The sequence below is a fragment of the Ferrovibrio sp. genome, from assembly GCF_965278975.1.
Classification (GTDB): Bacteria; Pseudomonadota; Alphaproteobacteria; order Ferrovibrionales; family Ferrovibrionaceae; genus Ferrovibrio.
In genome coordinates, this window is sequence record NZ_OZ257126.1 from 1,734,243 (window position 1) to 1,759,887 (window position 25,645).

The window sequence follows — 25,645 nt, forward strand, 5'->3', positions numbered from 1 at the left end:
GATGGCACATGGCCAATGCACCGATCCTGACGCTGGAAATCGATCTCGCCGCACCGCAGAGCATCGGGCAATTGCCCGGCGGCGGCGAGCGCCGCTGCGTGCCGATCATCGGCGGGCGCTTCATGGGCCGCGTCAATGGCGCGGTGCTGGCAGGTGGCGCCGATTGGCAATGGCTGCGCGGCGATGGCGTGGCCGATATCGATGCGCGCTACCTGCTGCAAAGCGAAGCTGGCGCCGGTATCGAAGTCTGGAGCCGTGGCCTGCGCCATGGCCCGCCCGGCGTGATGGCGCAGCTGGCCGCCGGCGAGCCGGTGGATCCGGCGCTGTATTATTTCCGCACGTCGTTGCGCTTTGAGAGCGCGGCACCTGAGCTGCAATGGCTGGTGCGCATGCTGGCCTATGGCAAGGGCCAGCGGCTGGCCAATCAGGTGCGCCTCAGCGTCTACGCGATCGATTGATCAGAGGCTTGCCGCGGCGCTTCCTCGCGCAGGTCGCGCAAGGTGCCGCACAAGGCGACGATACGCCCGGTGCTGTCGCGCCGCGCGATGCCGAGCAGGCGCATCCTGCGCCATGTGCGGGGACCATAGGGGCCTTCCTGGTCGCCGACGCGGAATTCCACCTCGCCCGGACGGCCTTCGCAGCGCAATGCCGTGAAGAACTGTGCCACCTTGGGGCGGTCGGTGAAATGGGTTGAATCGAGCAACACGTCTACTGCCGCCGGCGCCGCCGAAGGGGAGAGATTGAGCATGCGGAACATATTGTCCGACCAGACCAGGTGGTCGTCTTCCATGGTCCATTCCCAACTGCCGAAACCGGCCAGCCGCTCGGCGGTGGCATAGCTCTGGGCGCGTGCCGCCAGGGCCTGTTCGGCGGCGACATGGGCGGCGGTGGCCTCGGCGCGGGCGCGGTCGATATCGGCCACCAGTTCGGCATTGCGCAGGCGCAAGGCCAGGGCAACACGCTCCTGGCGGTGCGATGAATGGGCGCGGATGCAGAAAGTGATGGCCAGCACTACGCCGAACAGGCCCATGACATATTGCGGCGTGCTGCCATCGATCAGCACACGGGTGAATAGCGGCAAAGCCAGGGCAGCGAAGAAGGCGTAGAAGGCAGGCAGATGGGGTGAGCGGGTAGTGGAGTTGGAGAGCGCCAGGCCGGACCACATGACGCAGAGCACCGCCTGCTGTGCATAATCCGGGGTGCCGGCATGCAGCCAGAAAAAGATGCCCCAGGCACTGCCGGTAACAGTGGAGCCGATGGTGAAACGCTGCGCCCAGTATTGCCAGCGTTGCTGCCGGTTCGGATCCTCGGCAAAGCCATAACGCTGATGGTCCAGCCACCAGGTGCCGAGTGTATAGAGCAGGGTGATGCCGACTATCTCGATCCACTCGACTTGCTGGCGGAAGGCAGCGAAGCCGGCAAACAGTACCAGATAGGGCAGATAGCGGGTTGGCCAGCTATACTGGAACAGCCGCTCGATGAGCATGGCATCGATCAGGGGCGAGGGATTCTCGAACAGACTGCCATCGTCCTCAGCCAGCCGCGCGACCAGCGCGGTATGCGAGGTGTTGCTATCGCTCAATGACTCGAGTCCCCTGAAGTGCAAATCCCGAAAGCTCGGGTGCGGCAATAATGTTATCGCGAGTGTAATAGGGCACGGAAGTCACAAAAAATCAGATTACAGTAATTTCATCGGGAATAACGCGGGAACTCCTGCACGGATGGCGAGTGTAGCTCAATCCATGCCGAGATAACGTTTGGTGATCTGATGCGCCAGGCTGAGCGGCGGCGGCAGACGTAAAGGCGCGTTCATATCGGTGCTGGCGCGCAGCATCGTGGTCACCTCATCGCGGCGGAACCAGCGTGCATCTTCCAGTTCATGCTGATCCACGGTGAGTGCATCAGAGGTCGCATCGGCCACGCAGCCGATCATCAGCGAGGACGGGAACGGCCAGGGCTGCGAGGCGATGTAGCGCACCTCGCCGGTGGCCAGGCCGGCTTCCTCGGCCAGTTCGCGGCGCACCGCTTCCTCGATGCTCTCGCCGGGCTCCATGAAACCGGCCAGTGCGGAATAGACGCCGGGCAGGAACTGGCGCTGGCGGCCGAGCAGGATCCGGTCGGCCTGGCGATCACCTCCGGCATCGGGCAGCACACCCAGCATGATCACCACCGGATCGGTGCGCGGGAAATGCTGCGCCTTGCAGGCGTCATTACTGCAACGGCGGCTGTAGCCGGCGTCTTCCGCGTTGCTCGGCGCGCCGCATTGGGCACAGAAGCGGTGGCGGCGGTGCCAGTCGGTCATGCTGCGCGCCTGGGCCAGGATCGCCGCTTCGGGCAGGCTCAGCTGCGGCGCGATCGAGCGCACATCGATGAATTTGTTCTGCTCGTCGGCCAGGCCCTCGATGCCCGGCACGGCATCCACGTCGATGGCGAAATGCGCCACGCCGTTCTCCAGGCCCAGCAGCAGGGTGGGGCAATCGGCCAAAGCCGCCGCATAGCGCTGCGGGAACCAGGCCAGCCGGGCGCCGCCTTCCAGGGCGATCAGCGGCTTCAGCTCATGCAGCAGCAGGAAGCGGCTGGTCTCGGCGCCAAGCTGCGCCTTGAGCCAGGCACCGTCGCGGCGATGATTGCCGGCACGGTCGAGCAGCGAGCCGGAAAATGGGATTGTAGAGCTAACCATCTGCCCAGGTTGGCATATCGCCCGGGAACCGGCAATCACCCAGGTGCGGTGACGTGCCTTTAAGGCGTTAAATAATCTAGGATTTCCTGCCTGTTGCGTTATCCGGCCTGATGCGGGATAAGGGGCGCGGGAGGTTGGCGGCGGACGGGCGCCTCGCCAACCCGGTCAGGTCCGGAAGGAAGCAGCCGCAACGAGTTTCCGCTCGGGTTGTTGTCCAGCCTCCCACCCTTCGCCATAGTCCAGGCACGCATGTCGAGCAATCCGGCCCCCTATCGCGTGCTGGCGCGGAAATACCGGCCCAGCAACTTCGCCGAGATGATCGGCCAGGATGCCCTGGTCCGCACCCTTTCCAACGCCATCGCCACCGGCCGCATCGCCCAGGCCTTCATCCTCACCGGGGTACGCGGCGTCGGCAAGACCACCACCGCCCGCATCATCGCCCGCGCGCTGAACTGCACCGGCCCGGATGGCCAGGGCGGCCCCACGGTCGATCCCTGCGGCGTCTGCGACAATTGCCGCGCCATTGCCGAGGACCGCCATCCGGACATCCTGGAAATGGACGCCGCCTCGCGCACCGGCATCGGCGATATCCGCGAGATCATCGAAGCCGTGCGCTACGCGCCGGCCATGGCGCGCTACAAGGTCTACATCATCGACGAAGTCCACATGCTCTCCACGGCAGCCTTCAACGGTCTGCTCAAGACCCTGGAGGAGCCGCCGCCGCATGTGAAATTCGTTTTCGCCACCACCGAAATCCGCAAGGTGCCGGTCACCGTGCTGTCGCGCTGCCAGCGTTTCGATCTGAAGCGCGTCGAGATCGCGGTGCTTGTAGAGCATTTCAAGGGCATCGCCGCGAAGGAGAGCGCCACGCTCACCGACGAGGCACTGACCCTGATTTCGCGTGCCGCCGAAGGCTCGGTGCGTGATGGCCTCTCGCTGCTCGATCAGGCCATTGCCCATGGTGCCGGCCAGGCCGATGCGGCCCTGGTGCGCGACATGCTGGGCCTGGCGGATCGAGGCCAGGTTTTCGTGCTGCTGGAGCATCTGCTGCATGGCCGGCTGCCCGATGCGTTGGAAAACCTGGCGCAGCAATACGCGCTCGGCGCCGATCCGGCGGTGGTGATCCAGGATCTGCTCGAACTCAGCCATTGGCTGACGCGGCTTAAAGTCGTTGGCGAATCCGCCGATGACGTGACATTGCCGGAAGAGCAGCGCCGGCGCGGCAAGGAACTGGCCGCCAAGCTCGGCATGCCGGTGCTGGCGCGAAGCTGGCAGATGCTGCTGAAGGGCCTGCAGGAAGTGCGCGGCGCGCCCGCGCCGCTGGCTGCTGCCGAAATGGTGCTGGTGCGGCTGGGCTATGCCGCCGATCTGCCCAGCCCGGGCGAACTGGTGAAGGAATGGCGCGATAAGGGAGGGGCTGGTCTGGCTCCCGTCACGCGCGGCGGCGGCAATGGGGCGGGCGGTGGCGGTGCCACGGCAATGGCCGCGCAGGCAGTGGCTTCTGCGGCGCAGCCCGGCCCGGTGGCGCATGCACAAAGCCAGCCTGCAATTGCCCAGCCTGCAATTGCTTTAGCGGCGATGCCGCAGACCTTCGCTGCGCTGGTGGCCCTGTTCGGTGAGATGCGCGAGGGCCTGCTCGGCGCCGAACTGGAGAATTATGTGCATCCGGTGCATTTCGAGCCCGGCCGCATCGAATGGCGCCAGCAACCGCTGGCTTCGCGCAACCTTGCCGCCCAGGTGGCCGAGAAGCTGCAATACTGGACCGGCGAACGCTGGATCATCGCGCTCTCGAACCAGCCGGGCGAACCGACGCTGGCGGAGAAGGCATCCCATGCCGCTTCCGCGCGCCGCGCCCAGGCCGAGGCGCATCCGCTGGTGCAGGCGGTGCTCGCGGCATTTCCGGGTGCCGAACTGAAAGTCAGTCTGGCGCGGCCGCCGGTGCAGGAAGCTGCGGCTGAGACCCCTGGTGAAGCCGATGGTCCGGCCTATATGAGTGACAACGATATCGATCCCTTAAATGAGCTGGATTAAGGCGGCGCGATGAAGAATCTCGGCCAGATGCTGAAGCAGGCGCAGGAAATGCAGGGCCGCATGGCGGAAATGCAGGCCGAATTGGAGCGCCGTGAGGTTTCCGGTTTCGCTGGCGGTGGCATGGTTACCCTGGTGCTGAACGGCAAGGGCGAATTGCGCGGCGTGAAGATCGATCCCAGCCTGCTGGTGCCGGCGGAAGCCGAAGTGCTGGAGGATCTGCTGAAAGCCGCCCATGCCGATGCCAAGGCGCGGGTGGAACGCGAGACCCAGGAGCAGATGCAGAAGCTCACCGCCGGCCTGCCGCTGCCGCCGGGCTTCAAGCTGCCATTCGGCTGATACGGGTTCATGGCCGGCGCTGAAATCGAGCGGCTGATCCAGCTGCTGGCGCGGCTGCCGGGCCTTGGCCCGCGTTCGGCGCGACGTGCTGCCTTGCACATGCTGAACAAGCCCGAAGCCTTGCTGCGGCCATTGACCCAGGCGATGCAGGCGGTGGCCGAGAGCGTGAAAGCCTGTTCGGTCTGCGGCAACCTCGATAGCCGCGATCCCTGCGCCGTGTGCAGCGATCCGCGCCGCGACGAAGCCCTGCTCTGTGTTGTCGAAAGTGTCGCCGATCTCTGGGCGCTGGAACGTTCCGGCGTGTTTCGTGGCCGCTATCATGTGCTGGGCGGCACGCTCTCCGCGCTGGATGGCCGCGGTCCCAGCGAACTCAATGTTGATGGCCTGCTCGCCCGTGTTGGTGGCGCAAGCAAGGTGCGCGAGGTGATCATCGCCACCAATGCCACGGTGGAAGGCCAGACCACGGCGCATTATCTCACCGACCGCCTGGTGCCCGCGGGTGTTTCAGTTACCCGGCTCGCCCATGGCGTGCCGGTGGGTGGCGAATTGGACTACCTGGATGATGGAACCCTGGGGGCGGCACTGAAGGCGCGCCGCCCGCTTTAATTTGCCTGCTGCTCGCCCTACACTCTCCCCCGGAGTGAAACGCACGGGCATTAATGCAGCAGTTGCTTCTTATTTTTTCTGCCTTGATGTTCTGCTTCGGTGTTCGGCCGGTGGCAGCGGAAGAATTGCGTGTCGTCTATCTCGATGTCGCGGTATCGCCCTATCTGATGGGCAGCGGGCCGGATATGGCCACGCCGCCCGGTCTCGCGGTGGATCTGCTGCGCGAAGCCGCCGGCGCGGATTTCAGCCTCAGCTTCCGCCGCATCACCGCCCGCCGCATCATCGATGAGGTGCGCTTCGGTCGCGCCGATGTCATTCTCGGCATGCGCGCAACGCCTGACCGCCTCGCCGATCTGCGTTTCCCGATGCGCGACGGTGCCATTGACCGTGACCGCTGGATGGTGCGGCTGACGCAATCCTTCTACCGGCTGGAAGGCGGCGCGCTGCAATGGGATGGCCGGCACTTGAAGCCGGCTGGTGCCATTGTCGGCATACCCAGTGGCATGGCGCTGGGCGGCCTGCTGCGCGACCTGGGTGCTGATGTGGTGGAATTCTCCACCACGAAGCAGCTTTTCGGCATGCTGGCGGCAGGCCGTTTCAGTGCCGTGGCGACACTCGATATCGTCGGCGACAGCTTCGCCGGCAGCGTCAATGGCCGCCGCATCGAGAAGATGCTGCCGGTGTTGGAAGAAGCCGATTTCTATATGCCGGTGTCGCCAGCCTATTACGCGCGCCACAGCGGCAAGGTGGAGGCGCTGTGGCATCGCATGACGGCCTTGCGCAATGCCACCTATGCGCGGCTGCTGCCAAAATACCTGGAATAGCGCCGCGCCGATAACTAACCCCGGAAACCATCCTTGCGTTTGCGGGTTTCGGCAAACACTGCCACATCGTCAGCGGTTTCCAAGCCCAGATTGGCGCGCAGATTGGCGCTCATCGGCCGCAGGAAGGGATTGGTGGCGCGTTCCTCGCCCAAGGTCGATGGCACGGTGGGCAAACCCTTGGCGCGCGTCGCCTTGATCGCATCATGGCGCGCCAGCAATGCGCCGTTGCCGGGTTCGACGGTGACGGCGAAGCGCGCGTTGCTCTCGGTATATTCATGCGCGCAATAAACCCGTGTCGCATCCGGCAATTTGAGGAATTTCGACAGGCTGGCCCACATCTGCGCCGCCGTGCCCTCGAACAGCCGGCCACAGCCGAGCGCGAACAGCGTATCGCCGCAGAACAGCGCGCCAGCTTCCTTGAACCAGTAGGCAATGTGTCCTGCCGTGTGGCCCGGCACATCGAAAACCTGCGCCACACTATTGCCCAGCGCATAAGTGTCGCCATCGCCAAGCTGCAACGCGATGCCAGGGATGCGCGGTGCCTCGGCGCGCGGGCCGACAATGGCGCAGCCAGTGGCGGCTTGCAGCGCCAGATTGCCGCCAACATGATCGCCATGATGATGCGTGTTCAGCACCACATCGAGGGTCCAGCCGCGCTTACTTAGTTCCGCCAGCACGGGTTCCGGCACGGCGGGATCGACCACGGCGGTCTTGCCGCTGGCCGCATCGCGCAGCAGGTAGACATAGTTGTCGTTGAGTACGGGGATTTGCACGATTTCGAGCGTCATGACGCCATTCTATGCCGGAAGGCTCCCGCGCTAAAGTGCCTTCGTGCTAAAGTGTCTTCATGCTGCGCCCCGATGTGATCGACTTGCGCGAATTCTATGGCAGCCGCCTGGGCCAGGCGGTGCGCCGGCTGCTGCGCCTGCGGCTGCGCGCGCTGTGGCCGGATATCCGTGGCCTGCGGCTGCTCGGCCTGGGCTATGCCACGCCCTATCTGCGGCTGTTCGAGGCCGAAGCCGAGCGCGTGCTGGCGGCGATGCCTGGACCCCAGGGAGTCGTGCGCTGGCCGCGCGGCCTGCCGGGCCAGGTTTCACCTGGCCGTGTGATGCTGGTGGATGAGGAAGAGCTGCCGCTGCCCGATGCCAGTGTTGACCGCATCCTGCTGGTGCATGCGCTGGAGAATGCCGACAATGTCGGTGCTATGCTGCGCGAGGTGTGGCGCGTGCTGACGCCGCAGGGCCGCCTGCTGGTGGTGGTGCCGAACCGGCGTGGCTTGTGGGCGCATATCGATGCCACGCCTTTCGGCCATGGCCATCCCTATACGCCGCCGCAACTCACCCGGCTGATGCGCGATGCGCAATTCTCGCCGCTGCAAAGCCGCGGCGCGCTGTGGTTTCCGCCATCGGACCGCAGTTTCATGCTGCGTACCGTGGCCGCCTGGGAGGCCACCGGCGAATGGCTGTGGTCGCGCTTTTCCGGTGTGCTGTTGCTGGAAGCCGAGAAGCAGATCATCCTGCCGGCGATGCTGAAAAAGCAGCGCGTGCGCCAGCGCAGCTTTGTGCTGCAGCCGCAGCCGGGTATGGCTTTGAACAGATCGGATTGTGACTAGATCAAAATTAGAATGAGTTTTTCCTGAATTTATCGGAGATGCATAATGCACAGGATGGCAGCTCTCATTTTTGGCCTGTGGCTTGTCTTGTTAACAATCACTACTGCCAATGCACAAAACGCTGCTGCGCCGACGTTACGGGTCGAAAACTTCGTGGATTATTTCGACCAAGCATATTTCGGATGGCGGCCCGCAGATAAGCAGGTTGTCATCAGATGGCCTAAGGAAGTGGCCGTTGCCTTTGTGGCCCATCCAGGTGAAAAACTTAAGCAGGCGGTAAACTCCGCCATAGATCCTTTGCTTGATTTTATTCAACCGAACACAGGTATCGTTTTCTCGGTGAAAGAGCCGCAGAAGGCAAATGCAGCAATCATTTTTATACTGTCGGAGCAGATAGAGATTGATATCAGAAAGAATTTTGTAAATGTGTTGCCGGGAAAAACTTTAGGAGAAAAGCAGGCATTCGCTGATTCCACTTTGGCAGAGATGAAGAAGGAGAAAACTCCATGTTTCTTTGCTCATGGGGTGGGTGACGAAGGATGGATTGTCCGTGGTTGGTCGATTGTCGATTTAACGAGTCCCCATGTGAACCAGTGTCTCGCGGCAACATTTCTCCGAGTCTCAGGGTTTCATTATGTGAAAAACACATCATTTCCATCGATACTGTTTGGCTCAAATCCAGAGCTTACGGCAAGTGACGCGTTGCTGTTGCGAAGCATCTATTTGAATGAAAATATAAAAAATCGAATGACGCGGAGTGCTGCTCTGGCGGGTCTGTCGACATTTATAAAAACCGATAACAACGCGCTGCCGAGAAAGACAGAGTAAGTCACAATGTGGAATATCTATGAGTCAGGGTGTGAAAGATTTTAAATCGAAGAATGTGTCGGCGCAGGTGAAGTCGGCGGCGATAGTGTCTCCCGCCACCACCGCACGGTCATCTGCCTGCCACAGGATCGCCTGGCCCCAATGATCCATGCAGGGCAGGCCGTTGCTTAGATCAGCCGGCCCGGTGGAGACCGGCGTTGTCTCATCCACCCACAATGTGAACCACAGCGCGAAAGCCTGCAGGCTGCCGCTTTGCGTGATCGGCAGCGACACACGCTGCACATCCGGCTGCGACCAGTCCGGCGGATCGCGGAAATCGACGCGGGTGAGCGTGGCCGGCGCGCTTAACGCCGTGTGCGCCACCTGCTCCAGCCGCAGCGTGCTGTGGCCCGAGCGGTTGCGGAAACGGTCGAAGGCCGAGAGATCGAAACCGGCGATGGTGCGCAGCGGGTTGACGCTGCGCTGCTGCGGAATCTCCAATGCCTGCACATGCACGTCGGCATAGGCCGGTATCACCCTGGCGCCGGGTTTTGCCAGGCGCTTCAGCGCATCGCGCAATGTCGCCAGCACGCCCTCGCCGAGCAGTCCCGCATCCAGCACTTCCGAAACCACCAGATCGGCCAGGCCGCCGAGGTCGCGTGCCGCATCGAGTTCGGTCGAGCGTTTGGCGATGACGCGGATACGGTCGGCGAGATTGTTGCGCGCCACGATCTCGGCGGCCGTCTCGGCGATCATCGGGTGCGCTTCGCAGGCGGTCACGCTTCTGGCGCCGGCGCGGGCGGCAAACAGGCTGAGCAGGCCGGAGCCGGTGCCGATATCGAGCACGCGCTCGGCATTGCTGGCGGCGCTGATGATGGCGCGCTCATAGGCCTGGTTGCGCGCCGTATCAGCCAGCATCGGGAAATGCCAGGCTGGAATCAGGCGGCTCAGGTAAGCAGACAATGCCTCGGCGATATCCTGGCGCTGCGGCGCCACTTTTGCGGCTGCGCGCAAGGCAGTCATTGCCGTGCGGTGGTCATTGGCCTCACGCGCGCAATGGCCCAGCGCCAGCAGGGCATCGGCATCCTGGGGGTTCAGCTTCACGGCTTCGCTTAAGATCGTCACGGCTTCGCGGAAGCGGTGCAGGCGATGCAGCAGGAAGCCGTAATTCTTCAGGGCCTCGGCGCGCGGCGTGGCGGGCTGTTCCAGGGCGCTGCGGTAGGCAGCCTCGGCCTCGGCCAGCCGCCCAGCCTGATGCAGTGTCAGGGCCTGGGCCAGCGCCTGGTTATGGGCGCTGCTCATCCGGCGCGGCGGCGCAGCAGATACACCGCCTGGGCGCCGAACACATTGGCCGCAGCACCTTGCAGGCGCCAGCCTTCGCGGTTGCCCTGGCCATCCACGGCAATGCGCTGTTCCACCACGATGCCATCGCGCTGGCACAGTTCATCGAAGTCGCGGATGGTGCAGAGATGGATATTCTGGGTTTCGTACCAGGGATCATCCAGCGCCGCCGTCATCGGCATGCGGCCATCCAGCAGCAACTGCATCCGCACGCGCCAATAGGCGAAGTTCGGAAACGAGACGATGGCGTGCTTGCCGATGCGCAGCAATTCGCGCAGCACCTGGCGCGGATTGCGCGTCGCCTGCAGGGTCAGACTGAGGATGGCGTAATCGAAGGCGGCATCGGGATAATCGCGCAGATCGGTATCGGCATCGCCCTGGATCACCGAAAGACCGCGCGCCACGCAGGCATTGACGCCCGATTGCCGCACCTCGATGCCGCGCGCATCCACTTTCTTCTCACGCGAGAGATATTCCAGCAGCATGCCGTCGCCACAGCCGACATCGAGCACGCGGCTCTGCGGCGCCACCATTTCGGCAATCAGCAGCAGGTCGCGGCGGATGTCGCGGGTACGGGCGGCGGGAATCGAGGTATTCATGACCGGACTCCGTTCAGGCCGCGCGTTTCGGCGCAGCCATCGATGAAGCCCTTGAGCGTGCGGAACATCTCCGGCTCGTCCAGCAGGAAGGCATCGTGGCCCTTGTCGGTTTCGATCTCGACGAAGCTGACATTGGCTGCCGCCGCGTTCAGCGCGCGCACGATCTCCTTGTTCTCCGAAGTCGGGAACAGCCAGTCGGAGGTGAAGGAAACCACGCAGAAGCGCGTCTTGCTGCCCTGGTAGACGGCGGCGAGGTTGCCGCCGGCCTGGGCCGCGAGGTCGAAATAATCCATTGCCCGGGTGATGTAGAGATAGGAATTGGCGTCGAAACGCTCAACGAAGGTCGAGCCCTGGTGGCGCAGGTAGCTTTCCACCTGGAATTCGGCCTCGAAGCCGTAGGTGATCTGTTCGCGGTTCTGCAGGTTGCGGCCGAACTTGCGGTGCAGGGCGGCTTCCGAGAGATAGGTGATATGCGCCGCCATGCGTGCCACCGCCAGGCCATTGGCCGGCGTGGTGCCGTGGTCATGGTAGGCGCCGTTGCGCCAGTCGGGATCGGAATAGATCGCCTGGCGGCCGACTTCATGGAAGGCGATGTTCTGCGCCGAGTGGCGCGCGGCGCAGGCAATCGGCAGGGCGGCGAAAACTCGGTCGGGATAGCTCGCGGCCCATTGCAGCACCTGCATGCCGCCCATCGAGCCGCCGATCACCGCGAACAGGTCGCGGATGCCGAGATGGTCGATCAGCATGGCCTGGGCATTCACCATGTCGCGGATGGTGATCAGCGGGAAGCGCAGGCCCCAGGGTTTGCCGGTGGCGGGATCAATCTCGGCCGGGCCGGACGAGCCGATGCAGCCGCCGAGCACGTTGGAGCAGATGACGAAGAAGCGGTCGGTATCGATCACCTTGCCGGGGCCGACCAGGGTGAGCCACCAGCCCGGCTTGCCGGTGATCGGATGCGTGTTGGCGACATGCTGGTCGCCGGTCAGCGCATGGCAGATCAGGATGGCGTTCGACTTCTCGGCATTGAGCCGGCCATAGGTGGTATAGGCGAGCGTGAACGGCCCCAGGTCGATGCCGCAGTCGAGCTTGAGCGGCAGCGTCTCGCCGAGCGACACCTGGTGACCGGGACCCACCGGATCGGGCCTGGTAATCTGGGCAGCTTCCGCCGTCATCGCTTTAGAACCCTTAAGTACTGGAATTTCCAAGGGGCCGTGCCACGGGTGGCGCGGAGGGGGATGCTTATGAACAATGGCATGTACTGTCAATGTTTTCTTTGCATTTGAGGCGGCCAGCGCCTATGACTATGCGGCTTTTTCACCCCCCGTCTTGTTCGCTAAAGTTTCCCCTATGACCGAGCATATCGCCAGCCTCGCCGACCTGAGGCACGAGATCGATGTCCTGGACGATCAGATCCAGGACCTGCTGCGCCGCCGCGCCGAAGCCGTTGAAAAGGTGGCCGTGACCAAGCGGGCAACGGGCGGCGACAACCGCTTCTTCCTGCGCTGTGGCCGCGAGGCGCAGATCCTGCGCCGGCTGCTGGCACGCCAGCATGGCCCGCTGCCCGGTCCGGCCCTGGTACGCATCAACCGCGAATTGATCGGCGCCCTCTACGACCTGCAGGCGGCGGTGCGCGTGGCGGTGCTGGCGCCAAACAAGTCGGTGGCACGTTGGGATATCGCCCGCGATCATTACGGCTCCACCGTGCCGATGCTGCTCTGTGCCACCGCCACCTCGGCGATGCGCGAGATTTCCGCCCAGGCTGCCACCATCGGCGTGATGCCGATGCCTGAGGATGGCGAGAAAGACCCCTGGTGGCCGATGCTGGCCAATAATGGCGCCGAGACGCCGCGCGTGCTGGCCAAGCTGCCTTTCGTGCCCAATCCACGCGGCCGGCTGGCCGACCTGAATGCCCTGGTGATCGGTCGCTGCCCGCCGGAGGCTTCCGGCGATGACCGCAGCCTGGTGGTGTTGCAGATGTCTGGCGCCGGCGTCAGCCTGGCGCGCGTCGGCAGCCTGCTGGCTCAGGCCGGCATTGCCGGTCAGGTACTGGCGCAGCATACCAGCGGCGGCCAGGATGCCCGTCTGCTGCTGGATATTGCTGACTTCCATGACGAAACCAGTGCGCCGCTGGTGGCGTTGCGTGCCGCCGCACCCGATATGGTCCAGGATATCACCGTGATCGGCGCTTATGCGGTGCCGATGGCCGAGTAGGCTGCGTGAAGCCAACAAGTGCGTGAAGTGAAGGAGTGAGCCAGTGACTGCGCCCAAGCCCAATGCCGGTATTCTCGACATCACCCCCTACAAGGGCGGCGAAGCCGCCGTGGCGGGCGTGACCGATGTGCGCAAGCTGTCGTCCAACGAAACCCCGCTGGGGCCGAGCCCACAGGCGATTGCCGCCTACAAGGCAGTGGCCGATGAACTGCACCGCTATCCCGATGGCGCGGTCGACAAGCTGCGCCAGGCGATTGCCAAGCATCATGGCCTGCCGGCCGATAACATCATCTGCTCGAATGGTTCGGATGAACTGATCGCGCTGATCTGCAATGCCTATTGCGGGCCGGGCGACGAGGTTCTGTATTCCCGCCACGGTTTCCTGATGTATCCGATTGCCGCCATGGCGCGCGGCGCCACGCCGGTGACGGCGGAGGAAACCAACCTCACCACCAATGTCGATGCTTTGCTCGCCAAGGTGACGCCGCGTACCCGCATCGTGTTTCTCGCCAACCCGAACAACCCGACCGGCACCTATATTTCGGCGGCCGAACTGCGCCGCCTGCGCGAAGGCCTGCCGGATGGCGTGCTGCTGGTGGTGGATGCGGCCTATGCCGAATATGTCAGCCGCAACGATTATTCCGCCGGCGAGGAACTGGTGCGCGAACGTGATGACACCATCATGACCCGCACCTTCTCGAAGATCTACGGCCTCGCCGCCCTGCGGCTGGGCTGGGCCTATGCGCCGGAAAGCATCCTCTCGGTGCTGAACCGCGTGCGCGGGCCGTTCAACGTCAACGCCCCGGCCCAGGCTGCCGGTGCCGCCGCCCTTGCCGATATGGCGCATATCGACAAGGCCCGCGCCCATAACGATGCCGAATTGCCGCGCGTCACCAAGGGGCTGGAAAAATCCGGCCTCACCGTGGTGCCCAGCGTCGGCAACTTCATCCTGATCCGCTTCCCCAAGGGCGCGGAACAGGCCAAGAAGGCGGATGAATTCCTGCGCGGCCGTGGCCTGATCCTGCGCGCCATGGCTGGCTATGGCCTGGCCGATTGCCTGCGCCTCACGCTCGGTACCGTGGAAGAGAATGACCGCGTGCTGGCGGCGCTGGCCGATTTCGTGAAATGAGCCAAGCGTTCAAATGAGCAATCCGGCCGCTCCTTTCAAGCGCCTTGCGATCATCGGCATCGGCCTGATCGGCTCGTCCATCGCCCGTGCCGCGCGCGAGCATGGTCAGGCCGGGATGATCGTCACCGCCGATCAATCGCCGCAGCATCGCGAGCAGGCGCTGCAATTGGGCGTGGTCGACGAGGCTTATGCCGATCCGGCGGCAGCCGTGCGCGGCGCCGACCTGGTGATCATCTGCGTGCCGCTTGGTGCCTATGCCGGCGTGGCAGAGGAGATGGCGCCGGGGCTTTCGCCGGGCTGCATCGTTTCCGATGTCGGTTCTTCGAAGCAGTCGGTGATCCGCGACGTGGCGCCGCATCTGCCTGCCGGCGTGCAGTTCATTCCCGGCCATCCGGTGGCCGGCACCGAACATTCCGGCCCGGCCTCCGGCTTCGCCAGCCTGTTCGCCGGCCGCTGGTGCATCCTCACGCCGGCCGAGGGCAGCGATGCCACGGCCTTGGCGAAGCTGTCCGCTTTCTGGTCATCCTTCGGCAGCAAGGTGGAAGTGATGGATGCCCGGCACCATGATCTGGTGCTGGCAATCACCAGCCATGTGCCGCATCTGATCGCCTACAACATCGTCGGCACGGCGGATGACCTGCAGATGGTGACGCAGTCGGAAGTGATCAAATATTCCGCCGGCGGCTTCCGCGATTTTACCCGCATCGCGGCGTCCGATCCCACCATGTGGCGCGACGTCTTCCTCAACAACAAGGAAGCGGTGCTCGATATGCTGCAACGTTTCACGGAAGACCTCACGGCATTGCAGCGCGCGATCCGCTGGGATGATGGCGACACGCTGTTCAAGCTGTTCAGCCGCACCCGCGCCATCCGCCGCGCCATCATCGATGCCGGCCAGGAAACCAACGCGCCGGATTTCGGCCGCGCGGAAAAGAAGTAGGCTGCTTACTTCTTCGCGCTGAACAGCGGTTCCAGCGGGAACAGCGGCACATTGGCGATGCTCAACTTGCCATCCTGCGCGGTAAGCGGCAGCGGCAGATACGGCTCCGGTCCCTGATCCTGCTTGTGCAGAGAAGCCAGTGCCGCCTTGGCCGCTGCCGCTTCGCGCGGCTGCATCTTGCCCGCTGCCACCAGCGCATCGATACCGGCGGCAGCGCCGAGCAATTTGCCGCCCATGGCGCCGAGCGGGCGGAACTGCTTGTCGATGGTGAGTGAACCGTCGCCGCTGAGTTGCACCGCGCCCCAGTGCAAGACCACATTGCTGAATTCGACAATGCCGCCGGCATCGCGCCAGCCGCCCAGCGTATCTTCCAGGCTGTTGCCGACCCAGGGGCCGGTCTGCCTGCCGATCAGGTTGAGTTCCTGCACCTGACGGCCGAGCGGGCCATCGAGGCTGGCGGGCAATGACAGGCCATTCACCTGCAACGCCACATCCTGCATCGGCGGCACATTGCCGGCCTGGCGCAGATGCAGTTGCAGCCGCTGGGCCTCGAAGCCTTGCAGGGCATCGCCGAAGCGCGCGCCCTGGATATCGGCGGCGAAGCGCAGCCAGCGGTCGGCGCCATCCAGCACCAGGCTGGCGCGGCCGCGCTCCGGCACCAGGCTCAGCCCATGGCTGCCGCTGCCGTCGCGCCAGGTGAAGGCCTGGCGGCCGAACAGCTCGAACACGATATGCTGGCTGCTCCACAATTGCTGATGCGCCACCAGCGTTTCCGCTTCGGCACGCCAGCCGGTGGCCTTGGGCTCGCTCCAGGCCACGCCATCCAGCCGCAGGCTCAGGCGATACGGGAAGCCGCCACGCTGCATTGAAACAAAGCTGAAATCGCGGCCCTGGGCGCGCTGCGTGCTCTGGAAAGCCAGCACGGCGGCCTCGACGCGGCCGATCAACAGGCTCCAGACCGCGTAATAGCCGAGCAGGCCGCCGAGGATCGCACCGGCGAGGAAAACGAAGCGTAGGCGCATGGCCGAAGTATAGCCCTGCCGGCCTGTCCCCTCCATGGCTTGCGGGCGCGGCATATCGGCGCGATGATCGGGCAAAGTTCAAGGAAACGTCTCGTCCCCCATGTCAAGTTCCCGCACAAATGGCCCGGCCACTGCCCTGGCCCTTGCTGCCATGCCTGCCGTATTCGTGCTGCTGTGGTCCACTGGCTTCATCGGCGCCAAGCTCGGCCTGCCCTATGTCGAACCGGTCACCTTCCTGATCATCCGTTTCGCCAGCGTCACCGTGCTGCTGGCCCTGTTCGCCGCCGTCACCGGCGCGCCCTGGCCGAAAAGCTGGGCCGAGGCCGGGCATATCGCGGTGGCCGGGCTGTTGTTGCAGGCGGTGTATCTCGGTGGCGTGTTCGCCTCGATCCATCACGGCGTGCCCGCCGGCATTTCGGCGCTGATCGTCGGCATCCAGCCGCTGCTGGTGGCCGCCGCCGCCGGATCCTTCCTTGGCGAACAGGTCACTTTGCGGCAATGGGCCGGCCTGGCGCTGGGCCTCGGCGGCGTGGTGCTGGTGGTGTGGACCAAGCTCGATCTCGGGGTCGGCAGCCTGCTCGGTTATGGCCTCTCGGTGCTGGCGCTGCTCGGCATCACGCTCGGCACGCTGTATCAGAAACGCTACTGCCCCCGACTCGACCTGCGCAGCGGCAATGCCATCCAGTATGGCATCACCACCCTGGCGCTGGCGCCTTTCGCCCTGGCTTTCGAGACAAGGCAGGTGATCTGGAGTGGCGAACTGGTCTTCGCACTCGCCTGGCTCTGCATCGTGCTGTCGCTCGGCGCCATCTCGCTGCTGTTCGTGCTGATCCGGCGCGGTGCCGCCGCCCAGGTCTCCAGCCTGTTCTTCCTGGTGCCGCCCTGTACGGCGGTGGTGGCGTATTTCCTGTTCGGCGAGACGCTCAGCCTGTTGGCCCTGCTCGGCATGGGCGTTACCATGATCGGTGTCGCCCTGGTCAACCTCAAGCGCTGATGCCGAAACGTCCCGCCATTCCCTTTGATGCCGAACCGCCGTTGCCGGGCGAGACCGCTCCGGCTTTTCCGCGCGTGAAAGTGCCGAAGGGCGAGGCGCTCTGGGTGTTCGGCTATGGCTCGCTGATGTGGGATCCGGGCTTTCCGCATCTCGATGCGGTAACGGCACGGCTCTGGGGTTTCCATCGCGCTTTCTGCGTCTGGTCGCACCGCTATCGCGGCACGCCGGAAGCGCCCGGCCTGGTGCTGGGGCTGAAACCCGGCGGCTCCTGCGTCGGCCGCGCCTTCCGCGTGCGCAAGGCCGATGAAGCGCCGGTGATCGATTATCTCTATCGCCGCGAGATGCTGACCGGGGTCTACCGGCCCGGCTTCCACAATGCCGCCATTGCCGGCGAGCGCCGCCGCGTGCTGGCCTTCGTCGCCGATCCGCATCATGTGCAATATGCCGGGCGCCTGAGCGAGAAGCAGGCTGCCCGCGTCATCGCGCAATCCTGCGGCCAGCGCGGCCCCAATGCCGAATACTTAAGCAACACCGTGGCGCATCTCGATGCGCTGGGCATCAACGATGGGCCGCTGCACCTGCTGCTCGGCGATGTGCAGAAACTCTGCGCCCGTCAGACCAAAACGAAGGGATTCTGAAATCATGGATATGCTGCGCCTCGGCACTACCGGCATGATGGTGTCCCGCCTCTGCCTCGGCTGCATGACCTATGGCGATCCGAAATGGCGCTCCTGGGTGCTGCCGGAAGCCGAGAGCGAGCCGTTCTTCCGCCAGGCGGTGGAAGCCGGCATCAATTTCTTCGATACGGCGGATGTCTATTCCATCGGCGTGTCGGAAGAGATCACCGGCCGCATGCTGAAGAAATTCACCAAGCGCAGCGAAACCGTGCTGGCGACCAAGGTGTATAACCCGATGGGCTCCGGCCCGAACCGCCGCGGCCTGTCGCGCAAGCATATCATGGCCGCCATCGATGCTTCGCTCAAAAGGCTCGGCACTGATTACATCGATCTCTACCAGATCCACCGCTACGATCCGAATACGCCGGTGGAGGAAACCCTGGAAGCACTGAACGATGTGGTGCGTGCCGGCAAGGCGCTCTATATCGGCGCGTCCTCGATGTATGCCTGGCAGTTCATGGATGCGCTGCACCGCCAGAAAGCCAATGGCTGGGCGCGTTTCGTCGCGATGCAGAATCACTACAACCTGGTCTACCGCGAGGAGGAGCGCGAGATGTTGCCGCTCTGCCGCGCCAATGGCATCGGCGTCATCCCGTGGTCGCCGCTGGCGCGCGGCTTCCTCGCCGGCAACCGCCTGAAGCAGGGCTGGGGCGATACCGAGCGCGCCAAGACCGACGACATCGCGCAGCGCATGTATTACCAGCCGGGCGATTTCACCATCGCCGAGCGCGTGGCGGAACTGGCGCAGAAACGCGGCGCCAGGGCGGCATCGGTGGCCCTGGCCTGGCTGCTGGCCAGGCCGGGCGTCACCGCGCCGATCATCGGCGCCAGCAAGCCGGGCCATTTCGACGATGCCCTCGCGGCGTTGAAGATCAGCTTGAGCGCCGATGAGATGGCCTTCCTGGAAGAGCCCTATAAGCCGCATCCGGTATTGGGTCACAGCTAGCAGACGTCACACGGGGAACATAACAATGCAAGAAGTCAATCTTGCCCTGCTCGCAGGCACCTTGCTGTTCTCGGTGTTCGGCGCCATCACGGCGGTGCGCCATGAACTTGAGCCCAGCGAGGGCCGGCGGCTGGCGCGCTATGGCTGCAACGTGCTGGCGCTGATCTGCGGCTTCGGCCTGGGCCAGGGCGTGGCTGGCGCATTGCCGCCCTATTTGCCGGAGAATCTTGCCGGCTTATGGGAATCCGTCGCCATGCTGGCGAACCTGGCGCTGTCCTTCGCGGGTGCCTTCGCCGCGATGGCGCTGGTGCAGCTGATCGAGCATCCGCTGCGGCTGAAGAATGGCTTGCCGCCGATGCCCTACCGCCTGGTGCGCTTCGATCTGCTGCGCTGGTGAGTGCAGAATCAGCAGTTGCGCCTGTTGTGCCAGTGGCGCCCAGAGCAGCAGTTTCGCCAGGATAGCCGCTGGTTCACGCCCGAGGCGGCGCGCGGCGATGACCGCGCAATCATGCAGGCTGCGTGGCCGGGCCTGGGCCGCGCGCAGGGCGTGGAAGGCCCAATCCTCGATGCTTTGTGCCACCACGCCCCAGTTGCGCCGTGCGATCAGCGCGTAATGCAGCGATGCGTTGCTTGCTGCCGGTGTTGCATCCTCGCCGGTGATCCAGCCTTGCAGCAAGGCAAGCGGCTGGCGCAGCAGCAGCGGCCGCGTCGTTGCCGGCAAGTGCAGCAGCAATTCAGGATGCGCGCTGAGTATGTGCGCCGGAGTATCTTCCAGGCCCTGGGCGCGCAGGACCTCGTTCCACTGCCGCTCGAAGCGGGCGAGATCGAGCGCCAGAGCCAGGGCGCGGTCGCGTTGCTGACCACGCTGCGTCCGGCGCAGGAAGGCGGGAAAGCCGGCACCCAGCGCATAGAGGCTATGCTCTTTTGGTGGCGCGGCGCGGATATAGGCCTCGGTCAGTTGCGTGAACAAGGCATCGCCCAGCAGCCGCGCCAGGCCGGGATGATCCGCTTTCAGGCATTCCAGCAGCCGCAGCCGGTAGGCTTCGATATAGATCGCCAGGCGCTGCCCGGCATCGCCCGCAGGCGGCGCTGCCACGATTTCGGCATCGCCGGGCAGCAAGGTGATATCGGGCCGCAGCAGGCGCAGCAGGAGCCAATGCTGGAGCTGTTCGAGATCAGGCGTCATGCACCCGCCCAGGCTTTAGCGAGTTCTCCCAGCAGGTCATCGTAACTCGGCAGCTGTGCGTCCCATTCCAGCAATACCGATACGCCGCCGGTCAGCTGCTGCGCCAGGCGGTAGAGCGCCCAGACTTCATCGTGCACCGGGTGGTCATGGGTATCGATCAGATGCGTGCCGCAATCGGTGGCGCCGGCAAGATGCAGCTGCACGATGCGTTCCGGCGGCAGGGCGCGGATATAAGTCTCCGGGTCGAAGCCGTGGTTGCGGCCCGAGACATGGACGTTGTTGACATCCAGCAGCAGGCCGCAATCGGCGGCATCGGCCAGGCGGGCGAGGAATTCCCATTCCGGCATGCTGTCCTGGCGAAAGCGCAGATAGCTGCTCGGATTTTCCAGCACCAGGCGCTGCCCGAGATAATCCTGTGCCTGGCATATGCGGGCGGTGACATGGCGCAGGGAAGCTTCGGTGAGCGGCAGCGGCAGCAGGTCATGGCTGGTATGGCCGCCCAGGCTGGTCCAGCAGAGATGGTCTGAAATCCACGGCGCGCGCAGATCGGCCGCAAGCTGCTTCACCGCGCACAGGTAGTCGAGATCGAGCGGGTCGCTGCCACCGATGGAGAGCGTGACACCATGCAGCACGATCGGCGTGGTCTCCGCCAGGCGTTCGACCGCCCGGCGGAGATAGCCGCGATGCCCGAGCAGATTCTCGGTGATCACCTCGAACCAGTCGACCCGGGCACCCTTGGCCATGATGGCCGGCAGATGCTCCTGGCGCAGGCCGAGGCCATAGCCGAGATGCGGCAGGCCCAGTCTCATCGCTCCCGACATTAAGTCGAGGGCGGCAGCGCGATACGCAGGGTGGAGGGCGCCGGCTTGGTCGGCGTCACGCCCTGGCCCTGCATCACCATCGTATAGGCCTGCCAGGCGACGTCGAACACCGCATCGCCAAGCGCGAAGGGAATGGTGCCGACTTTCTGTGGCGATGCGCCGAACAGGTTATAGACCTGCATCGTGCCGCTTTCCGGATAGAGCTGCGAGGCCGAGATCGGCACCGCACAGCCACCCAATGTCTGGCAGGCGTTGTCGCCCGGCGACGAGTAGACCGTCGGGCCCGGGGTCGGACCTGGGGTCGGGCCGCCACAGGTGCCGCCCACCGCCCCGCCATGAGGGGCAGACATGCGCGGCTTGCGCACGCGCCGCGCGGCAACGGCGGAGCAAGTCTGCGGGCTGCCGGTATCCGGTTGTGCGAAACCGCAGCCACCCTGGCCGGAACAGGTGTTGGTGCCGCGGCAGGAATGGAACACCGCAACGGTGCCGCAAGTCGGGCTGGCCGGCGGCGTCTGATAGTTCAGGCCCTGGCAGGCGCTGGGCGAACGGCCCGGATCGGGCTGCGGCGTCAGGCCCTGCGAGAGATCGGGCGCGCTGTTCGCCGCCCAGCACATGGTCATGCGGTCGCCGGCGCCGACCATGGCCGGATAGGGGAAGCCGGCACTCTGGCTGGCCCAATACTGATTGAGCCCCAGCGTGATGCCGGCAATGGCGCCGGTGGCCACCGTGTTGAGCAATGCCGCTTCGCCGCTGAGTGCGTTCAGCGCATCCGCCACCTGCTGCGCACTCGGGATATTGGTCGGCGGGCTGGGATTGGCCGGCGTGGTGGTGAGCAGGGCGGCAGTCCAGCTATTGCCGGCCTTGAACCAGGCCGGGAAGGTGGTGACGGTGGATGCCAGGGTCTGCAACTGCACGAAGTTGTCGTAATGCGTGGTGGCGCCCCAGGTGCCGCGCGCCGTGGCATCGGCGGATTGCGCTGCCTGGCTGCCATCGGAATTGTAGGAGGGATAGTCGAAGGCAAGGTTCTGCGCATCGGGCTGGAACATCACATCGACGCCGCCATCATCCTTGGGCGGCTTCACCGCCTTCACCGATTTCAGCGACAGGCGGGCCTTGGCCGGCAGCAGGTTGGTGAGGCTGGCGCCATCCTGGCCGGCGCCTTCGCCCTGGTCGGTGATCGCCAGCATCATGTCCACCGCCTGGCCCATGGCCAGCAGCGGATCGGCGGCAGTGATCGTTGCCGGCATCAGCGGGTATTCGGCGGCGTGCGATTTGCTGGCGCTGTTGAACATGTCCTGCTGCACGCTGCCGGCAACGAACATCTTCTCGAACAGCGTGGAGCCATCGGTGTAGACCATGGTGATGTACTGCATGTAGCAGTAATACATCCAGCCGATGGTGCCGAAGAGCGGCAGGTCCTGCTCGGTCATCGCCGTCGTCCAGCCGGCGAAGGGCGCGGTGGGGAAATACTTGCTGCGCGCGGCGGGCTGGATGTTGTTCAGCGCCGTGTCGTGATCCTGCTCGATAAGCTGGAACAGCTGGGTCTGTGGCACGGTCAGAGGATTCAGGTTCACCACCAGACCGCTATAGGGCGCCACCAGATCGGTCAGGTTGACGATATGGGGGATGGTGGTGTTGCTGGCGCCATAGCAGGTCCAGCCGTGGGTGCTGGTCTGCAGCGCCGCGCTGGTGAAGCTCGGCTGCGCGCCCAGGGCGGAGGCGACATTGGCGGCAAGCTGCAGGTGCAGCATCTCCTCGATGAACACCGCGAAGATGGCGTTATAGGCCTGCTGGTTCGGCGTCGTGGCGGTGGCCGACGTGTTCATCCCCGGCCAGGCCCGGCCTTCGTAATAGGTGATGCCGCTGGCGTTGATTTCATGCACGCCCTGCAGCGAGGTCATCGCCGCCATGTAGAGCGGGATGGTGAACAGCTCGACATTGATCGCCGCCTGGGCCAGTGCCTTGGCGGCAGAAATGTCGGCAGGCAGGTTGGACAGCGGCCGGTTGATGATCGGCACCGGAACCGGGGGCAAGGCGCCAAGGCTGGATGTGGTGGTGGGGCTGGTGGGCATGAGTGAGTCCTCCGATATGGATTAAAAGATGCTGAAAATTTAGATACACAACCAATAAACACTAGTTATGAGAGTGTAGAAAGCAGAAAATATATAAAAATACGAGAATACAGGATTATGCAACCACAGGCGGCGCAAGCCGGTGAGGCGAATCGATTAACGAAGCAGGGAAGGTTGAGAGGCCTCAGGCCAGGCGGCGGCCGAAACCGTCGCGCAATTCGCGCTTCAGTACCTTGCCGATGGCGCTGCGCGGCAGGCTGTCGAGGATTTCTATCGCCGCCAGCCGCTGGGTCTTGCCGAGCTGCGCGTTGGCGAAGGCAAGCAGGGCATCGCTCGTCGTGCTGGCGCCGGGTTTCAGCACCACGAAGGCCACCGGCGTTTCGCCCCAGCGTTCGGACGGCATGCCGACCACGGCGGTCTCGGCGACAGCCTCATGGCCACGCAACACGGCTTCGATGTCGCTGGGATAGACGTTGAAGCCGCCGGATATGATCATGTCCTTCTTGCGGTCCATCAGCGTCAGGAAGCCATCGGCATCGAAGCGGCCCATATCGCCGGTGCGGATGAAGCGGCGGCCCTCGCGGTCATACCATTCGGCTTCCGAGGTCTTGCCCGGCTGCTTGTGGTAGCCGACCATGACGGTGCCGGAATGGCCGACGATCTCACCAACCTCGCCGGGGCCGACCTCATTGCCCTGTTCGTCGATCAGGCGGACATCATGGCCCGGCGCCGGGCGGCCAACCGTGTGCAGCTTGTCGGGATGGGCATGGGCCTGCAGGATGCAGGTGCCGCCGCCTTCGGTCATGCCGTAATACTCGATCAGCTTGCCCGGCCAGCGCCGCACCACATCGGCCTTCAGTGCCGCGCCAAAGGGTGCGCTGGTGCAGAACTTGGCCTCGAAGCTGGAAAGATCATAGCGGTCGAAATCCGGGTGCTGCATCAGGCGGCTGTATTGCACCGGCACCAGCATGGTGTGGGTGGCGCGATGCTGCTGCGCCAGATCGAGATAGGTTTTCACCTCGAATTTCGGCATCAGCACCACGGTGCCGCCCCAGCCCAGTGCCGGGAAGAAGATCACCAGCGTGGTGTTGGAATAGAGTGGCGTGGAGAGCAGGGCCACGGTGCGTTCGGTGTTGTAGCCGTTGATCGAAGCACGCTGCACATGCGACCAGCGCATCTTGTGCGGCTGAATGATGCCCTTCGGCGTGCCGGTGGTGCCGGAGGAATAGATGATGTTGAACGGCGCATCGGGATGCACATCCACCGCTGCCGGCTTCGCGCCGGCAGGTGCCAGCCAGGCCTCGAAGGCATCGGTATCCAGGCGCACGCGGCGCGCCGTCACTTGGTTCAGCACGCCAGCACCCGTCAGGGCGGCTTCGTTGCCGCCATCCAGGAACAGGATCGCGGCATCGGCGTCGGCGGTCATCGCCACCAGGCTTTCCGGCGTCGAGGACGGCGCCAATGGCGCCACTGCCACACCGGCGCGCAGGCCGCCAAGGAATACGGCGGCATACTCGATCGAAGCCGAGGCGACGATGGCGATGGCATTGCCCGGGCCGAGACCTTCGCGCTGCAAGGCGGCGGCGATGCGGTCCATCAGCGCATCCAGCCCGGCAAAATCCAGTTGCCGCTCGCCTTCTATCAGCGCAATGCGTTCTGGCCGTTCGGCGGCATGGGCGCGGATCAGTTCAGCGACGGTGCCGTAATCACGGCTCAACTGATCCAGGGCGCTGATCATGGAAACTCCATGCCGATATGGCGACCGAGTTCCTGCAAGGCCACATCCGGGTCGCCGACCTTGATGGTGCGCATGCCCATGGCTGCCGCCGGTTTCAGGTTGATGCCGAGATCATCGAGGAACACGGCTTCCGTGGGCTGAATCCCGAGCAGGTCGCAGGCAGCCTGATAGAAGGCCGGCTCCGGCTTGCGGATGCCGATCTTGCTCGATTCCACCACGGCATCGAACAAGGTCATCACTTGAGCGATGGCGGCGGCGCGGTCGGCACGCAAGGCCATGCCCGGGCCGTGGCCCAGCGGCATGTTGTTGGTGAGGCAGGCAACCTTGAAGCGGGCCTTAACCTGCTTGAGGGCTGCCACCATGCGCGGGCGCAGCTCGCCGGAAATCAGCGGCAGGATTTCGCGGCCATGCAGCGGATGGCCCAAAGCCGTGCTTTCGGCCAGGAACAGCTCGCCGAAGCCGGCAGCATCGGTTTCGCCGCGCTCGAAGCGGGCCCAGGCATTGCTGTCGGGATTGCGGCTGTTGATGCCACGGATGAAATCAGCCGGCAGGCCGCGTTCGGCTTCATAGCGGCGGAAGGCTTCGAACGGGCTGCTCAGGATCACCCCGCCGAAATCCCACAGCACGGCGCGGATGGTCGCGGTCATTCCGGTTTTTCCTTGCCGCTGACGTCATAATAGAAGGTGTCCTGCGGCAGCAGCCGGGGCAGCGGCTCGGTGGTCTGGCGCAGGTTGCGGGTCAGGATGTTGATCAGCTTGCGCAGGAACGGGTCGGTGCGCTCCAGCTTCAGCTTCAGCAGCACGCCGGGGATCACCTGCACGAAGGTTTCATCCACGGCGGTGGCATTGGCCGAACGCGGCTGATCGTCGATCAGCGCCATTTCGCCGAACAGGCCGCCGCGCTCCACTTCCGCCAGCACCACGGTCTTCCCGGCCTCGCTGCGCCAGATGCGCACGCGGCCCTCCTCGACGAAATACAGGCAGTCGCCCTCGTCTCCCTGGGTGAAGATCGGCGTTCCGGGCAGGAAGTGGCGTCGTTGAATTTCAGGCACGGCAGGATATTTCGAGTATGGT

The 25,645-nt window shown here is 64.5% G+C and carries 26 protein-coding genes and 1 other RNA gene; 14 read left to right on the forward strand and 13 right to left on the reverse strand.

Annotation, left to right across the window (positions count from 1 at the left end; all coding sequences use genetic code 11):
* Positions 1-8 precede the first annotated feature (8 nt).
* Entirely contained in the window at positions 9-458 is a 450-nt protein-coding gene (locus ACQY7X_RS08460; RefSeq protein ID WP_428249472.1) for a DUF3237 domain-containing protein, read from the forward strand.
* Here ACQY7X_RS08460 and ACQY7X_RS08465 read toward each other — a convergent pair.
* Positions 443-1,582, reverse strand: coding sequence for a hypothetical protein (locus ACQY7X_RS08465; protein ID WP_428249473.1), 1,140 nt, complete (start codon positions 1,580-1,582; stop codon positions 443-445). The genes ACQY7X_RS08460 and ACQY7X_RS08465 overlap by 16 nt on opposite strands.
* 153 nt (positions 1,583-1,735) lie before the next feature.
* Positions 1,736-2,680, reverse strand: a complete 945-nt coding sequence (gene nudC / locus ACQY7X_RS08470) for an NAD(+) diphosphatase (RefSeq protein ID WP_428249474.1) — start codon at positions 2,678-2,680, stop codon at positions 1,736-1,738.
* Positions 2,681-2,808: 128 nt separating this feature from the next.
* Between nudC and ffs the strand changes: the two genes are divergently transcribed.
* The 5 genes from ffs to ACQY7X_RS08495 all read left to right on the forward strand — a co-directional run bounded on the left by ffs (position 2,809) and on the right by ACQY7X_RS08495 (position 6,477).
* Positions 2,809-2,907, forward strand: an RNA gene (ffs, locus tag ACQY7X_RS08475) — signal recognition particle sRNA small type.
* Between the two features lie 22 nt (positions 2,908-2,929).
* Positions 2,930-4,711 (forward strand): DNA polymerase III subunit gamma/tau, encoded by a 1,782-nt coding sequence (locus tag ACQY7X_RS08480; RefSeq protein WP_428249475.1) that lies wholly within the window; start codon positions 2,930-2,932, stop codon positions 4,709-4,711.
* A 9-nt stretch (positions 4,712-4,720) separates the two neighbouring features.
* Complete coding sequence (locus tag ACQY7X_RS08485) at positions 4,721-5,047, forward strand: YbaB/EbfC family nucleoid-associated protein (RefSeq protein WP_428249476.1); 327 nt, start codon at positions 4,721-4,723, stop codon at positions 5,045-5,047.
* A 9-nt stretch (positions 5,048-5,056) separates the two neighbouring features.
* Positions 5,057-5,653, forward strand: coding sequence for a recombination mediator RecR (recR, locus tag ACQY7X_RS08490; RefSeq protein ID WP_428249477.1), 597 nt, complete (start codon positions 5,057-5,059; stop codon positions 5,651-5,653).
* Between the two features lie 53 nt (positions 5,654-5,706).
* Complete coding sequence (locus ACQY7X_RS08495; protein WP_428249478.1) at positions 5,707-6,477, forward strand: substrate-binding periplasmic protein; 771 nt, start codon at positions 5,707-5,709, stop codon at positions 6,475-6,477.
* 14 nt (positions 6,478-6,491) lie between these two features.
* Here the strand turns inward: ACQY7X_RS08495 and gloB are convergent, their stop codons facing one another.
* Positions 6,492-7,265 carry a hydroxyacylglutathione hydrolase gene (gloB, locus tag ACQY7X_RS08500; protein ID WP_428249479.1) on the reverse strand — a complete coding sequence of 258 codons (774 nt, stop codon included), beginning with the start codon at positions 7,263-7,265 and terminating at the stop codon, positions 6,492-6,494.
* Positions 7,266-7,324: 59 nt separating this feature from the next.
* Here gloB and ACQY7X_RS08505 point away from each other — a divergent pair, with 59 nt between their 5' ends.
* A complete protein-coding gene (locus ACQY7X_RS08505) occupies positions 7,325-8,089 on the forward strand; it encodes a class I SAM-dependent methyltransferase (RefSeq protein ID WP_428249480.1) in 765 nt (254 codons plus the stop codon).
* A 54-nt stretch (positions 8,090-8,143) separates the two neighbouring features.
* Positions 8,144-8,917, forward strand: a complete 774-nt coding sequence (locus tag ACQY7X_RS08510) for a hypothetical protein (RefSeq protein WP_428249481.1) — start codon at positions 8,144-8,146, stop codon at positions 8,915-8,917.
* A gap of 24 nt (positions 8,918-8,941) precedes the next feature.
* On the opposite strand, the gene ACQY7X_RS08515 is transcribed toward ACQY7X_RS08510, so the two are convergent.
* Genes ACQY7X_RS08515 through metX form a run of 3 tightly spaced genes read right to left on the reverse strand, consistent with a single transcriptional unit; the run spans position 8,942 to position 12,008 of the window.
* A complete protein-coding gene (locus tag ACQY7X_RS08515) occupies positions 8,942-10,198 on the reverse strand; it encodes a 50S ribosomal protein L11 methyltransferase (RefSeq protein WP_428249482.1) in 1,257 nt (418 codons plus the stop codon).
* Positions 10,195-10,836, reverse strand: a complete 642-nt coding sequence (gene metW / locus ACQY7X_RS08520) for a methionine biosynthesis protein MetW (RefSeq protein WP_428249483.1) — start codon at positions 10,834-10,836, stop codon at positions 10,195-10,197. The genes ACQY7X_RS08515 and metW overlap by 4 nt, the downstream gene beginning before the upstream one ends.
* Complete coding sequence (gene metX / locus ACQY7X_RS08525) at positions 10,833-12,008, reverse strand: homoserine O-acetyltransferase MetX (protein WP_428249484.1); 1,176 nt, start codon at positions 12,006-12,008, stop codon at positions 10,833-10,835. The genes metW and metX overlap by 4 nt, the downstream gene beginning before the upstream one ends.
* Positions 12,009-12,183: 175 nt before the next feature.
* Between metX and ACQY7X_RS08530 the strand changes: the two genes are divergently transcribed.
* Genes ACQY7X_RS08530 through ACQY7X_RS08540 form a run of 3 tightly spaced genes read left to right on the forward strand, consistent with a single transcriptional unit; the run spans position 12,184 to position 15,116 of the window.
* Entirely contained in the window at positions 12,184-13,047 is an 864-nt protein-coding gene (locus tag ACQY7X_RS08530; RefSeq protein WP_428249485.1) for a chorismate mutase, read from the forward strand.
* A 43-nt stretch (positions 13,048-13,090) separates the two neighbouring features.
* Positions 13,091-14,176, forward strand: a complete 1,086-nt coding sequence (gene hisC / locus ACQY7X_RS08535; protein WP_428249486.1) for a histidinol-phosphate transaminase — start codon at positions 13,091-13,093, stop codon at positions 14,174-14,176.
* Between the two features lie 13 nt (positions 14,177-14,189).
* A complete protein-coding gene (locus ACQY7X_RS08540) occupies positions 14,190-15,116 on the forward strand; it encodes a prephenate/arogenate dehydrogenase family protein (protein ID WP_428249487.1) in 927 nt (308 codons plus the stop codon).
* A 5-nt stretch (positions 15,117-15,121) separates the two neighbouring features.
* On the opposite strand, the gene ACQY7X_RS08545 is transcribed toward ACQY7X_RS08540, so the two are convergent.
* Complete coding sequence (locus ACQY7X_RS08545) at positions 15,122-16,138, reverse strand: DUF2125 domain-containing protein (RefSeq protein ID WP_428249488.1); 1,017 nt, start codon at positions 16,136-16,138, stop codon at positions 15,122-15,124.
* A 100-nt stretch (positions 16,139-16,238) separates the two neighbouring features.
* Between ACQY7X_RS08545 and ACQY7X_RS08550 the strand changes: the two genes are divergently transcribed.
* From ACQY7X_RS08550 to ACQY7X_RS08560, 3 genes are read left to right on the forward strand one after another with little or no spacing between them, the layout of a single operon-like run.
* Positions 16,239-17,132 carry a DMT family transporter gene (locus ACQY7X_RS08550; protein ID WP_428249489.1) on the forward strand — a complete coding sequence of 298 codons (894 nt, stop codon included), beginning with the start codon at positions 16,239-16,241 and terminating at the stop codon, positions 17,130-17,132.
* Entirely contained in the window at positions 17,132-17,770 is a 639-nt protein-coding gene (locus ACQY7X_RS08555) for a gamma-glutamylcyclotransferase (protein WP_428249490.1), read from the forward strand. Before ACQY7X_RS08550 ends, ACQY7X_RS08555 begins: the two co-directional genes overlap by 1 nt.
* A 4-nt stretch (positions 17,771-17,774) precedes the next feature.
* On the forward strand, positions 17,775-18,755 hold the full coding sequence (locus ACQY7X_RS08560; RefSeq protein ID WP_428249491.1) for an aldo/keto reductase: 981 nt from the start codon (positions 17,775-17,777) through the stop codon (positions 18,753-18,755).
* A 235-nt stretch (positions 18,756-18,990) separates the two neighbouring features.
* Here ACQY7X_RS08560 and ACQY7X_RS08565 read toward each other — a convergent pair whose 3' ends face one another.
* The 6 genes from ACQY7X_RS08565 to ACQY7X_RS08590 all read right to left on the reverse strand — a co-directional run bounded on the left by ACQY7X_RS08565 (position 18,991) and on the right by ACQY7X_RS08590 (position 25,623).
* Complete coding sequence (locus ACQY7X_RS08565; RefSeq protein WP_428249492.1) at positions 18,991-19,941, reverse strand: DNA-binding domain-containing protein; 951 nt, start codon at positions 19,939-19,941, stop codon at positions 18,991-18,993.
* Positions 19,938-20,750, reverse strand: coding sequence for a DUF692 domain-containing protein (locus ACQY7X_RS08570; RefSeq protein WP_428249493.1), 813 nt, complete (start codon positions 20,748-20,750; stop codon positions 19,938-19,940). The genes ACQY7X_RS08565 and ACQY7X_RS08570 overlap by 4 nt, the downstream gene beginning before the upstream one ends.
* A gap of 11 nt (positions 20,751-20,761) precedes the next feature.
* Positions 20,762-22,834 (reverse strand): ferritin-like domain-containing protein, encoded by a 2,073-nt coding sequence (locus ACQY7X_RS08575; RefSeq protein WP_428249494.1) that lies wholly within the window; start codon positions 22,832-22,834, stop codon positions 20,762-20,764.
* A gap of 184 nt (positions 22,835-23,018) precedes the next feature.
* Positions 23,019-24,572, reverse strand: coding sequence for a class I adenylate-forming enzyme family protein (locus ACQY7X_RS08580; RefSeq protein WP_428249495.1), 1,554 nt, complete (start codon positions 24,570-24,572; stop codon positions 23,019-23,021).
* Positions 24,569-25,219, reverse strand: a complete 651-nt coding sequence (locus ACQY7X_RS08585) for an HAD-IA family hydrolase (RefSeq protein ID WP_428249496.1) — start codon at positions 25,217-25,219, stop codon at positions 24,569-24,571. The genes ACQY7X_RS08580 and ACQY7X_RS08585 overlap by 4 nt, the downstream gene beginning before the upstream one ends.
* Complete coding sequence (locus tag ACQY7X_RS08590; RefSeq protein WP_428249497.1) at positions 25,216-25,623, reverse strand: cyclic nucleotide-binding domain-containing protein; 408 nt, start codon at positions 25,621-25,623, stop codon at positions 25,216-25,218. The genes ACQY7X_RS08585 and ACQY7X_RS08590 overlap by 4 nt, the downstream gene beginning before the upstream one ends.
* Positions 25,624-25,645: the final 22 nt, after the last annotated feature.